8 protein-coding genes, 1 tRNA gene and 1 pseudogene are annotated in these 12,993 nt (G+C 43.0%); 4 read left to right on the top strand and 6 right to left on the bottom strand.

Annotated elements, in window-relative coordinates:
* Window positions 1-59: 59 nt before the first annotated feature.
* The 5 genes from QUB52_RS14825 to QUB52_RS14805 form a co-directional block, all read right to left on the bottom strand.
* Window positions 60-2,864, bottom strand: a complete 2,805-nt coding sequence (locus tag QUB52_RS14825; RefSeq protein WP_332973410.1) for a BPTD_3080 family restriction endonuclease — start codon at window positions 2,862-2,864, stop codon at window positions 60-62.
* Between the two features lie 20 nt (window positions 2,865-2,884).
* On the bottom strand, window positions 2,885-3,496 hold the full coding sequence (locus QUB52_RS14820; RefSeq protein WP_332973409.1) for a hypothetical protein: 612 nt from the start codon (window positions 3,494-3,496) through the stop codon (window positions 2,885-2,887).
* The gene (locus tag QUB52_RS14815) at window positions 3,493-4,641 is read right to left on the bottom strand and encodes an AAA family ATPase (protein WP_332973408.1); all 1,149 of its coding nucleotides are present in this window, start codon (window positions 4,639-4,641) and stop codon (window positions 3,493-3,495) included. Before QUB52_RS14815 ends, QUB52_RS14820 begins: the two co-directional genes overlap by 4 nt.
* Before the next feature lie 111 nt (window positions 4,642-4,752).
* Entirely contained in the window at window positions 4,753-7,374 is a 2,622-nt protein-coding gene (locus QUB52_RS14810; protein ID WP_332973407.1) for a site-specific DNA-methyltransferase, read from the bottom strand.
* Window positions 7,375-7,525: 151 nt separating this feature from the next.
* A tRNA-Cys gene (locus tag QUB52_RS14805) sits at window positions 7,526-7,596 on the bottom strand.
* Between the two features lie 14 nt (window positions 7,597-7,610).
* Between QUB52_RS14805 and cpdA the strand changes: the two genes are divergently transcribed.
* The 3 genes from cpdA (at window position 7,611) to QUB52_RS14790 (ending at window position 11,449) form a co-directional block, all read left to right on the top strand.
* Window positions 7,611-8,561 carry a 3',5'-cyclic-AMP phosphodiesterase gene (gene cpdA / locus QUB52_RS14800; RefSeq protein WP_332973405.1) on the top strand — a complete coding sequence of 317 codons (951 nt, stop codon included), beginning with the start codon at window positions 7,611-7,613 and terminating at the stop codon, window positions 8,559-8,561.
* Between the two features lie 433 nt (window positions 8,562-8,994).
* Complete coding sequence (locus tag QUB52_RS14795) at window positions 8,995-10,473, top strand: alpha-amylase (protein WP_332970519.1); 1,479 nt, start codon at window positions 8,995-8,997, stop codon at window positions 10,471-10,473.
* 199 nt (window positions 10,474-10,672) lie between these two features.
* Window positions 10,673-11,449: an SDR family oxidoreductase gene (locus QUB52_RS14790; RefSeq protein ID WP_332973404.1), complete on the top strand. Its 777-nt coding sequence runs from the start codon at window positions 10,673-10,675 to the stop codon at window positions 11,447-11,449.
* A 68-nt stretch (window positions 11,450-11,517) separates the two neighbouring features.
* Here the strand turns inward: QUB52_RS14790 and cofG are convergent, their stop codons facing one another.
* Window positions 11,518-12,483, bottom strand: coding sequence for a 7,8-didemethyl-8-hydroxy-5-deazariboflavin synthase subunit CofG (gene cofG / locus QUB52_RS14785; RefSeq protein ID WP_332973403.1), 966 nt, complete (start codon window positions 12,481-12,483; stop codon window positions 11,518-11,520).
* A gap of 364 nt (window positions 12,484-12,847) precedes the next feature.
* Here cofG and QUB52_RS14780 point away from each other — a divergent pair.
* A pseudogene (locus QUB52_RS14780) lies at window positions 12,848-12,993 on the top strand (photosystem II q(b) protein); the annotation flags it as partial.

The following is a 12,993-nucleotide window of genomic DNA, read 5'->3' as shown; positions in this document are numbered from 1 at the left end:
TATTACGACTCGCCTCACCCACCGAAATTGGGCAGTATTAAAAGCTGACAGTTTCCCCTTTAGCGATAAGCAGCTTGATCTAAAATCATCCTAACATCAGCCGGATTAGTTGATACATCCCGTTGCCAATGACCAAATCCCCCATGCTGATTAACAGATTCAATCCACTGATCCAGAAATCCCCATTTTGCCTTATCTTGGCGATTTGGTTGTCCTTTAGTTTCTAAGATTAAAAAATTTCCCGTGCTCAATCTGATTATGAAATCAGGTCGATATTTGCGGACAATACCATCAAAAATATAGAGAATCTCAAATCCCAGATGGTCATTTTTTACCCAAGCATCAACATTTTTATTTCGATCGAGTTCAAATGCTTCGCTCGCTTCCCATGTACTATCAAAGGTGCTACAGTTAATGTGGGATTTTTGGGTGTATTCGCAGGGTTTTCCGGTGTACCAAGGACGCATATCACCTGTTGAACGGATGGGATGTTCTGTATCAAATATAGGCTCAAGTTTTTCTGTGTTTTCTAAGTAAATTGCCTGCCAAATATGCTGCACTATCTTTTTCAAATTCAGGGTGATCAGAATGCGTCGCCTGATTTCATCTACACCAAATAATGGCGGTGTAATTTTAATTAAATCTGAATGGATAACTTCTTCAACTAATCGAATTAATTTGCCTAGTAAGTATTCTCGATTACCTTTCCAACCGGGTTTCATCTCCTCAAAAATATCTATCGCAACCTCAAAGGCAATTTTTTGCATCCGCTGTTTGCGCCCTAAATCTTCTAAGTCAATTGCCCTAATTTTAGTCACATCTGGTTTGCCATCAACAATCGGTGCTAAGTCTGCCAGTGTGCTATTATCAAAGGCATCTAATTCTAAAGTCTCAATTTGACTCATATTCAGCTTTAGTTCGGGTTGATAAATGTAATCAATGCGGACAATATTGGGAAAGTTAATTTCAAACTGCTGCTTGTCAGAATCGGGTTTAATTTCCGTTTTAGGTTTAGGTGGTGGGGGTGGTGTTCCTTCATCGGATTCGTGGGGAAGAAAGGTAAAGGGAACACCAAAAATATTCACATATTCTGCTTCTAATAAATTAGTTTCCGGGTTGATTTCATAAGCTGTTCTTCGCAAACCTCGCCCTACCACTTGTTCGCAGAGAAGTTGACTAGAAAATGCGCGAATCCCCATAATGTGAGTGACTGTTTTGGCATCCCATCCTTCAGAAAGCATCCCCACTGAGATCACATTTTGAATCTGTTCCCCTGGTTTTCCAATTTGACCAACTGTATCAACGGTTTTTCTTAAATATTCTGCTTGTTCTTTCTTGGAAAGTTTGCGGATTGGTTCATCATCAGAGGTATCATCTTCGTTATCGTCTGATGTTTGGTCTTGTATTTCGCTAGTTTCTTCCTGAGATTCTGCCATTTTCATCACGTTAGAGTCTATGTGCAGAGTACGTTCTGAAATACAAAGTTCTTCAATATGAATCTTGTTATGGTCAAAAGCATACTTGATTCGGGCAGCCGTTTCAGTGCGGTTGGCAATAGAAATCATTACGGGTGGAACTTTATGCCCAGCTTCTTTCCATGCTTGAGCAGTTTCTAGCCAGTCTTTTCCGAGTAAAAGGTAGCCGTTGTTAAGCAAATCTGGGAGAGATTCGTTGGGTTTGGCTTTACGATTCACATCATCGTTTACTTCGGGATCTCGATAGAGATGGTAGAGACGAGATTTGTAATCTTTTGTGAGTTTACCATCGTCGCGAATTACGACGCGAGGGGTTTTGACTAACCCTGATTCGATCGCATCATTTAAGCCAAAATCACTGACAATCCAGCTAAATAGGGCTTCTTCTGAGCTTTTCTTGCCAGAAGGGGCGAAGGGTGTAGCCGAGAAATCGAAACAGGTGATGATTTTTCTAGCTTGGTGAATGCGATCGAGTCCACCTACCCATTTTGTCGCCTCGTCTAATTCTTCTTTACTAACACCTTTAACTTTAGATTCCGCAGAAATCCGCCATGCGTGGTGCGCTTCATCATTAAGGACAACAATATTGTGAGAATTTGCCATTTCTCCTAACACTTCGCGGGCGTAAGCTTCATTACTTTTAGCACCGCGTTTATCAACGCCCTTTCTCTTTTTAATTTGTTCCTCTGTTTCCCAATTCAGGGCGTGCCAATTGCAGATGATAACTTTACCCTGACGGAGTTTGTCGAACAAACCAATCGGAACAACATTGAAAACTTCGTAGTAGTTATTTTCCGCAGATGGAATTAGAACTTGCAGACGACTCTTAACTGTTAGTCCCGGTGCAACAATAAAAATAGCTTTAGAAAAACGGGTATCTTGGGGATAAGTAATTTTATTTAATATTTGCCATGCAATTAACATCGCCATGACGATCGTTTTCCCCGAACCTGTTGCCATTTTCGAGCAAAGACGTTTGAAGTTTCCACCATCTGAAGGAATATCAATGCCAACTTTTTCGGACGGTGGAGATTCAGTTAGCCAGATCAAGGTTTCTATGGCTTCTAACTGACAGAAAAAGAAAGGATTATTGCGTTCTTCTCGGTTGTTCCAGTGTTCTAGGAGACGCTTGGTAACGCCTGTAACTCCTGGGTATCCTTGACTACTCCAAGCTTTGACGCGGGGACGGATTTGGTTAACTAAAGGTATTTCAACGAATTTACCGGGGTCGTCGAAGGTTTTGGAGTTTTCGGAAGCAATGATATAGCCTGCGGGTCTTCTCCCATCTGTAAGGTTAAATAGGCGAGAAGTGCGATCGTAATGCCAATATTGTTTGGGTTCTTCGTAGGGAGAATTGATGATAAGTTGGTCGATGTTTTTTGATGACATATTATTTTATTTTGATTTGCTTATGCTTCCCAGGTTGGCTGAAAATTTATCAGTGCATTCATCGCTCGTTGCAGACTGCGGGAATTGACTTGTGCTGATTCAACTTGCCAATAATTTTGAACAAAATCGATGAGTTGACCGTTATAATCTTTCCCTATTTTAGCAGTGCTGTTACGTTCTGGCACGATCGCCTCCCGCAACTTTCGCTTTCTCGATTTACGAGCTAGATTGATTAAAAGTTGTTTTGGATCTGCAATTTCATCAACATTAGCTGGAATTAAACTAACGGTAATACCTAAAAACTCGGCAAAAGCTTCTCTATGAGCAAGTAACCAGGATTCTACTTCTTTAATCGCCACTCTAAAAATCAAATTTGGATGCTTGGGTTGAGTTAGCCAGCTTGAAATTATGGCGAGAGGACATTCTGCATTATCTAAATCAGTCAAGATTAAGTATGGCATTCCAGCAGCCGCCTGATTTAGTCCGGGTGTAATTTTTTTGAGATAGCCATATCCTCCACGACTCAAACAAGTTCCTATTGAAAAAGGGCGATCGGTTTGTTTCAACATTTCTTTAAGAACTGCTTCACTGAGGGCATCTTCAACTGCTAAATTGATGGGAATATCAGTCATTTAAACAAAGTTAGTTGCTCAATATTTGGGGGAACCGTATGGGGTAGCGCAGCATCAGCCACGCTCAAACCGACTTCTAATAGTTGTTTAATTTCTGCAATTGAAGAAGCTAATTCTACTTTTGTACCTTCTGCACTAGGAGTCATTAGTAAAACTTCTTCACCGCCAATACCTTTGTCGGATAGTATATCGGCACTATGGGTACTGATAATAACCTGCCGTTTTTTCTGACGTTGCAAACGATAAATTAGAGCAGGTAGCTTACTAACAATAGCCGCATTTAAAGAAAGTTCGGGTTCTTCTAGCAACAATAATGAATCGGTTTCTAATAGTGACCAAAGCAAACCAATTAAGCGTAAAGTGCCGTCAGAAAATTGGTCTTCTCGTTGCTTTCCTGCTCCTGGTCGCCAATGTTCATAAATTGCTTCCAAATGAGGAACTCCCATTTCATCTTTCATATCTGTGAGATTTTTTAACTGTGGAACCGCAAATCTTAAAGCTTCCTCTATTTTTTTTAATCTCGATTTTCTGGTTTTTTCCGAAGTTTTAGCGATGCGTTCTAAAAAAGTTCTGCCAAAAGGATCTTCCGCAAGTCCAGGGATAGCAAAAGCTTCGGGATGGCGAACCAATTGAGGTATTAAATGTAAATATAAAATCGGTTCTAAAAATTTACTAATTTCTCTAAATTCAGCATTAGTATTAATTTGCTCTAAATAAGTCTGAGTTAGTCTTAAGTCATCTTTGATATCATCTTCATTAGGGCGAGCGATAATTTGTTCATCCTTTCGCCAGACTCGTTCGTAAGCCACAATGGGCTCATTTTTTCCACCTTTTCTCTGTTTAATTCCCAGACTATATTTCCATGATGGCTGTTCAGCATTCGACTCTGAAAGATGAATTTCTATTTCAACATCTGAATATCGACGCGCGTAAAGACTGCGAATTTTTGACACGCCACCGCGATCGCTGACAGCTTTTTGTAAACCTCCACCTGGTTTAGCGAGATCGCGTAGAAATCTTAAAGCATCGAGAAAGTTAGATTTACCGCAAGCATTTGGGCCAACTAAAAAGACGCGATCGCGCAAATCTACGTCTGTTAACCGAAAGTTTCTCCAATTCTTGAGAACAATATGAGAGATAATCATTACACTAACCTAAAAATTACATCTTTTTTATTGATAGCCAGAGTCATAGTTAAACCCTCTTAAAATTAAAAATTTTAACCCATTATAGCACCCTTCCAGAAACCGGGTTTCTTAGGTTAACCGAATAATCTTCAAACTTTCAATCCCTCTATCATCTACAATCTTTACAGCAACCCGCTGATACTCTCCCATTTCAAAAGGCAAGGAAACAGTACCCTGATAAGACTCAATTAAATCCTCGTCAATTTCGGCTTTAAGATTGCGGGCTAGACGTGACCAAGCATCTTTTTCCCCTGCCATTGGGAAGAAAACCTGACGGGGGAAAACACTTCTACCATCATAATCAATATCTAACATCCACATGGCAATTTTTTCGACGCTGCCCGATTCAATATTTCCGGTTTTGGTATTATAATAATCGAAGCCAAAAACTTCGACTTCCCACTTACCTTGATTTTCCCCTTTATCGATGCGGCGCAGTGCAACATCTGGTTGACCCATCAGCCAGAAACTATCGTTACTAGCGCGTTTTTTCTTGAGGTCTTCTGTTAGTAAATCGGCGTTCATTTGTGCTTTCAGAAGCGTGACACCGGGCCAGTTAGTTTCGTCGATGTCTTTGGATGCTTCGGGGTCAAATTGAAAGGCCGCAAAGATGATTAATTTGGGTTTGGGGACTAAAGTTTGGGCTTCTTCGATGGCTTGGGAAACTTGGCGTTGTTCTAGGGGTGCGTGTTCTTGCCCGAAGGAAATAACGACTCGCGTGGGTTTATCATAGGTACCACTAGCTTCTTTTACGGTATTAGCGCCGAGGTCATTGGGTTTGGTTTCGGCATCGGCATGAAGCCAACGAGTGCCTGGTAAAGGTTCGACTCGCGAGAATAAAATGTATTGTCCGTTTTTACCGCGAATCCCTGTTTTTAGCATTTCATCGCGCCATTCTGATTGTCGCAATGTTTCGCCAGAACGGGTGATTGAATTGTCAGCTACGGGGGGATTGATAATGTCATCAATGGGTTTGACTGTGGGGGCGGGGACGGCTTCTACGGTGAAGGGGCCGGTGACTCTGGCTTTTGATTTATCGAGTAAAGGTTGGTCGTAGAGGGTTTCTTGGTCGGCGTATTTATTAATTGCTTGTTCTATTTCTATGCGGTTCATGCCTTCCCGGATTTCGGGGTTATTGGCGATAGATTTGAGGGTGATGTGAGGGACGGTTTTATATTTGAAACCACTACCTACGCCTTCCTGGGGTTTTGCCAGTTGGTAATAGTCAAAGGTGGCGGTCATTAACCGTTGTTTGGCTAGGGTTATTGCTACTCTTGAGGTATCGCAGGTTATCCATCTGCGTCCCCATTGTTCGGCAACGTAGGCAGTTGTGCCGCTTCCGCAGGTGATGTCGAGGACTAAATCGCCTGGATCAGTTGTCATGATGAGGCAGCGTTGGATAATTTTGGTATCAGTTTGAACTACATAAACCTTGGGGTTACTGCGACTTTGTACTCCCCATGTATCACTCCATAAGTTTCCAAAAGGATATACAGGAAAATCACTCAAATAACGAATAAAGGCGAGACTATTACCTTCAACAATAATCCGGTTAGCAGAAATTAAATTCTGCATTCCAATTTGATTCGTTTTCCAAAAACCTGTCCTTGGTTTAAAACTTTTACCTTGATATTCAACCTCAAAACGGCTATTATCTCCTCCATTTTGAGACACTAGCGGACTAGCTCTAAATATTAGTGAACCATCTGGAAGATTTCCCTTGAATTTATCTAACGCTTGATTTAATGACAATATATTGCCATTAAATAACTCAACTTTATTATACTTGGTTCCTCCCGTTTCTCCAGCTAATTTGTCATCGTAAATTTGATAAAATTTCGTTTTATCTTTATCTTTTCCATACCAAACAACGAAGTCACAGATCGTTGCTAGAAGCTTGCTAGTTTGGCTGCTTGTTGTTACAAATGGAATTATAGAGATAAAATTATTTGCTCCAAAAACCTCATCCATAATTTCCCGAACATGATGCAAATTTTCATCAGAAATCTGCACAAAAATACTACCACTTTCGGACAATAACTCCCTAGCCAATAACAATCGATCGCGTAAATAAGTCAAATAAGAATGAATCCCCAACTCCCAAGTATCCCGAAACGCCTTAATCATTTCCGGTTCTTGAGTCAAATCCTCATCTTTCCCATCTTTCACATCCCGCTTATTCACAAACGGCTGAAAATTTGAACCATATTTAATCCCATAAGGCGGATCGAAATAAATCATCTGCACTTGTCCCGCCATTCCCTCTTTTTCTAACAGGGAATTCATTACTAACAGCGAGTCTCCAGCAACCAAACGGTTACTCCAATTATGCTGATGCTTGTAAAACTCGATCGCCTGTCGAATAGGCGGATTTTCTTCTGGTATCTCAAACAGAGATAACTGCACACCCTGACTTTGATTTTCCTTGCGAACTGCTTCTATAATAGTCCGAGGATCGATGCGTTCGTGAACGTGCAGCGAAACTGTTGGTACTGCAAAATTAGTATGTTCTGCCTTACCCGCCCAAACTAACTGCGGATCGAGGTGCGGATCGTAGCTATAATTTTTGCGATCGCCATCGGGATCGGTTTCTGGCGTAACGAGTCCGACTGGTGGGTTATTGACTCGTTGCTTGTCTTCGTGATTATATTGGGCGATCGCTTTTTGGTCTGGTTTCTTTTGTCTTGGCATAAAACTTTTCCCCAGCGGCGATAATAGCGGTTTTCAATTGAATGAAGTACAAATATTGGGTAGGACACGGTAGTGCCGTTTCCCTGCTGTATTGCATCGAATTGAAAACTGCTATAACAACCATGAGACTTACCAAGGCTGAAATTAAAAAAGGCGGCACCCAGATTTGAACTGGGGGTGGAGGTTTTGCAGACCTCTGCCTTACCACTTGGCTATGCCGCCGTTACGTCAGAAAATTGACGTTATACGATAATACACCAAATCCTGATTATTTCAACATATATCTCAAAAATTTCCATCGCCCAAAGTTCGTTAGCGAAGCCCTCGAAGAGGATCGCCCCCACAACCCCATCCCAGGCTACAGTAGAAATAGCTCGATCGCCTCCGCTTCGCCCGCAACAGCAGCCATGACACCAGATTCTCCCCTCCGAGTCGCCCAAATCACCGACACTCACTTATTTGCACAGATCGATCGACAATGGAAAGGGATATCGACAGCCCGCACCCTCGAAACAGTTCTCGATCGCCTCCAACAGATCCAGCCGCCGCCCGACTTACTTTTGCTGACAGGCGACTTATCCCAAGACGAAACAGCCGAATCTTACCAGCGCCTCGCCTCCCTCATCGCCCCGCTGGGAATTCCCGCCTACTGGATACCGGGAAACCACGACAACATTCCAGTTATGGCCCAAATATTAGATAAGCCGCCAATTTCCCCAGAAAAATCATTTCACTTGGGAAACTGGCAATTTCTGCTGCTTTCGAGTGTCGAAGCCGGATGCGACGGCGGGCGGCTTTCCCCAGAGAGTTTGAATTGGCTGGATTCTCAACTGCAACAAACGGGCGATCGCTCTGTTATGATTGCCTTGCACCATCATCCATTGGCGATCGACTGTGAAATCATGGATGGCATGATGTTGCACAATGCCGATGAATTTTTCGCAATTGTCGATCGATACCCTCAAATCAAAATAGTCCTTTGCGGCCACATTCACCAAGAATTTCACCAACAGCGAGGCGAAGTTTCCTACTTGGGCACGCCCAGTACCTGCATCCAACTGTTACCCAAAACCTCTCCGATTGTCCTCGACACCATCGGGCCCGGATTTAGATTGCTCGAATTGGCGATCGACGGTACTTGGGATACTAAGATTGAGCGAGTAGCCGGAGAACCTGCAACATCTTGATATTTGACACTTAAGAGGTGATTGTGCGATCGACCCAATCGAAGAATCATCTTATTTTCCGTAAAATAACCGTTACCAAGTTCGATCGTTCGGACTTGTGTCCGCCTCAAAACTCAGAAGACTGAAGTCCTCACTACAAACCAATTTATCCTCAGTAAAAACCGATTTAATTGTCTGCGTTCAAGCTGACATCATATCAAGCAGGTTTGCGATCGCATAATCACAAGCCCTAGAACATATTTTTTGCGCTGTTACATATGCTAAAAAATATTTCTATACAATGTACAAAATTGTCAATCTGTCAAAAGATATATTTTATTATTCATTCATATATTTTATCATTTGTAATGACCGTAGATTGCAGAAATAGCTAGAGCGATCGGCAACTAACAACAATAAATCGGGCAACTTTAAAAAACAGGAAAAACTTAATATGTCTGAAGTCAATGGCGTCATGATGCAGTATTTCCACTGGTACACCCCCGACGACGGAAACCTGTGGAATCAGCTAGCAGAATCAGCAAAAGATTTAGCTAAAATTGGCGTTACATCTCTGTGGTTGCCACCCGCTTATAAAGGAACGGGCGGCGGTATGGATGTCGGCTATGGTGTCTACGACTTATTCGATTTAGGCGAATTCGACCAAAAAGGGTCAGTACGCACTAAATACGGTACAAAAGATGAGTATTTGCGTGCAATCAAAGCTGCCCAAGATGCAGGAATTCGGATTTATGCCGATGTCGTCTTCAACCACAAATTAGGTGCCGATGAAGAAGAAGAAGCTGAAGCCACACCCTTCGATATGGATAACCGGAATGCCCCAATAGGCGAATATCAAAAAATCAAGGCTTGGACGCATTTTACTTTCCCCGGCCGCGACAAAAAATATTCTAGTATGGAGTGGCATTGGTGGCATTTTGACGCCATTGATTACAACGCTTACGACACTGATACCCATGCAGTTTACCTGCTAAAAGGCAAAGAATTTGATGAGGGAGTAGACCTAGAAAAAGGCAACTTTGACTACCTCATGGGTTGCGACTTAGATATGGACAACCCAGAAGTCACCGGGGAATTAAAATACTGGGGCGAGTGGTATGTGGATACAACAAACGTTGACGGATTTCGTTTTGATGCCGTCAAACACGTAGCAGCAGGATTTTTTCAAGAGTGGTTGGAACACGTCCGTAACTATGCCAAACGCGACCTATTTGCCGTCGGCGAATATTGGTCTTATGAAGTGGAAGCTTTGCACTACTTCATCCAAGCAACGGACGGTAAAGTATCCTTATTTGATGCGCCACTCCACTATAACTTCCACGCTGCTAGCAAAGCCGGCAACAGCTACGACTTGCGAACAATTTTTGACGGCACCCTCGTTCAACAGCAACCAACTCTAGCCGTTACTTTGGTTGACAACCACGATTCTCAACCCTTGCAATCGTTAGAATCAGTTGTCGAGTCTTGGTTTAAACCGCTTGCTTACGCTTTAATCCTGCTGCGGCGTGAAGGATATCCCTGTATTTTTTACCCGGATTATTACGGCGATCACTATAAAGATACAGCAAACGATGGCAATGAATACGAGATTTGGTTAGACAAACATCAGTGGATTTTGGATAAATTGTTGTGGGCGCGCCAAACTTATTCCTACGGCAATCAATACGATTACTTCGACCACGCTAACACAATTGGCTGGACGCGACTCGGAAATGAAGAACACCCTGGTGGCATGGCTGTGGTACTAAGTAACGGAGGCGATGGCACTAAGTTTATGGAAGTCGGACAGCCTAATCGAACTTATATTGACATCATGGAGCACGTCAAAGAACCCATCGTAACTAATGACGATGGTTGGGCAGATTTTAGGTGTAACGCCGGTTCAGTTTCTGTCTGGGTTCCGCAGCAGTAAATATGACGGTAATCTTGACGGAATCCTCTGTCTAAAGTAGGGTGCGCGAGGCGCACCTTACCGCTATAATTATCGCATCAAACAAATTTTTACTTAGCTGTTTTTGATGAGTCAAGCCTATTCGTAGTGATGACTTCAGTCCTCTCTCTCTATACTTATATTTATAGGCGTCGCCCCAAAAATATTTACATAAAAAAATATGAAACTTGCAGAAAAAGTTGCCGTTATTACCGGCGGCGGGTCGGGAATTGGTCGTGCAACAGCAATGTTAATGGCCAAGGAAGGCGCAAAAGTTGCGATTATCGATTTAACTTTAGAAACGGCGCAAGAAACAGTCCGCCAACTAATCAATGAAGGAGGCAGCGGGCTGGCAATTGCCGCAGATGTGGGGCATTCTGGGCAAATGCAGCAGGCATTTCAAACAATTTTTGACGAATATCAAAGAATTGATATTGTGTTCGCCAATGCGGGGATTAACGGTATCTGGTCGCCGGTAGAAGAGATAGCACTCGATGAGTGGGAACAGACAATTAACACCAATCTGACGGGAACATTTTTGACTGTAAAATATGCAGTTCCTTATTTAAAAAAACAAGGAGGTTCGATTGTGATTACCTCATCGATTAATGGTACAAGAAGCTTCAAAAAAGTTGGCGCTACAGCTTACGCTTGCAGCAAAGCTGCCCAAGTAGCTTTAGCAAAAATGCTGGCGCTAGAACTTTCTCCGAGTCACATCAGAGTCAATGTTATCTGTCCGGGCGGGGTGCTAACTGGGATCAATGAAAGCACTGTTAAGCGCCATCTCGATCGCATTCCAGTTGATCGCGATTGCCTTCAAGATATGATTCCTTTGACTGATAATATCGCTGGTTCTAGCCTAGATATCGCGAAATTAGTGTTATTTCTGGTATCGGATACTTCCAGTTTTATCACGGGTACTGAAGTCTGGATTGATGGCGGCGGTTCTTTGATTTAAAAGCTCAATCAGTTGACAGTTAATAGTTGACAGTTAACAGTTAACAGTTGACAGTTAACCGTTAACCGTTAACCGTTAACCGTTAACCGACTAACTCTCCATTGTTTGACAGCAGTTTGTAATGTTTGCGGCAGCCAGTTATCGTACTGAGGATAAACAGGCAAACGCTGCACGAGCTGCCATCCGGCTGCTGCTAAAATTTCTGTTAGAGTTTGGTGTTGCAGGTGAGGATAATCGGGATTCACTTCATCCAATGGCCCGATTCCGCCTAAATCTGTCGCACCTGCTTCTAAACAACCCAGCAATATCTCCGGTTTTGCAACTAAATTTGGCGGGATTTGTAGGGAAATTTCAGCCGGTAAAATGCTGCGGGCGATCGCAATTACTTGTGGCATTTTTGTAGCATCAAAAACTTCACCGTCCCAACTTTGCTGATTTCCCGGACTGTGAGGCTGCAAGATAACTTCTTGAATGTGATTGTAGCGCGAATGAATCCGGGCGATCGCCTCCAGAGTCTCAATCCAATCAGCCTCACTTTCGCCAATTCCCAACAGCAAACCTGTTGTAAACGGAATCTGTAATTCCCCGGCCAATTCTAGCTGTTGTAGCCGCAGCGCCGGCACTTTACTCGGTGCGTGTCGGTGAACAGTTTGTAACAAATCGGGCGACAACTGTTCTAGCATCAGCCCCATCGAGACATTCACCTGTTTTAACTGCGCCATCTCCTCAAAGCTGAGCGGCCCTACATTAGTATGGGGCAAAAATCCGAGACTAAGTGCCAGTTCGCACAAATCGTAAATCCGCTGAAACCAAGCTTTGCGCCGTTGACTCTGGGGATGTACTTCGCCGCTGAGGATCAGAATTTCAATTACACCTTGAGGAAGCAGCAACTTAAGCTGTGTTTCTGCTTCTGGGAGTGTCAGCCAAGGACTTTGCAGCGGTTGGGCACGAAAATTGCAATAGGTGCAGCGGTTGAAACACTCGTAGGTGGGAACCAGAGTATAAGCGGGGCTGTAGGTGATGGTGCGGGACATTGGTTGGGACTTTTATCGATCGAACTTGACCAACAACATATATGTATCTCTCAATGTGAGTTTTGCGGTTGGCGATCGCACTACTTCATGTATCTTAACACTCATGCCTGTCCCGAATCTGGTTACCAGCTAAATTATGAGCATTTTTTTTGTTGGTGCGATCGCCCGCAAATTCTCCAGCCTGCTTTTATTTTCCTTATACAGCAACCATCACAGCGTTATATTAGCTATGCTTATAACACTCATTACAAAAAATGTGCTTAAAGGGCCTTTACAAATTGAAATAAAAGGTTTATGTTTATTTACATGGCGGAACACAAATCCGTCACGAACGTTGAAAACCAAATAAAGCAATCATAAAACAATGACAGCAACCTTACAGCAGCGCGAAAGCGCCAATCTGTGGTCGCAGTTTTGCAACTGGGTCACTTCGACCGACAACCGCCTCTATGTAGGTTGGTTCGGCGTCTTGATGATTCCTACCTTGCTAACTGCAACAATCTGTTACGT

The sequence above is a fragment of the Microcoleus sp. A6-C6 genome (assembly GCF_036705955.1).
GTDB lineage: Bacteria > Cyanobacteriota > Cyanobacteriia > Cyanobacteriales > Microcoleaceae > Microcoleus.
Note: the sequence above shows the minus strand (reverse complement) of the source record. Positions and strands in the feature narration are given on the sequence as shown.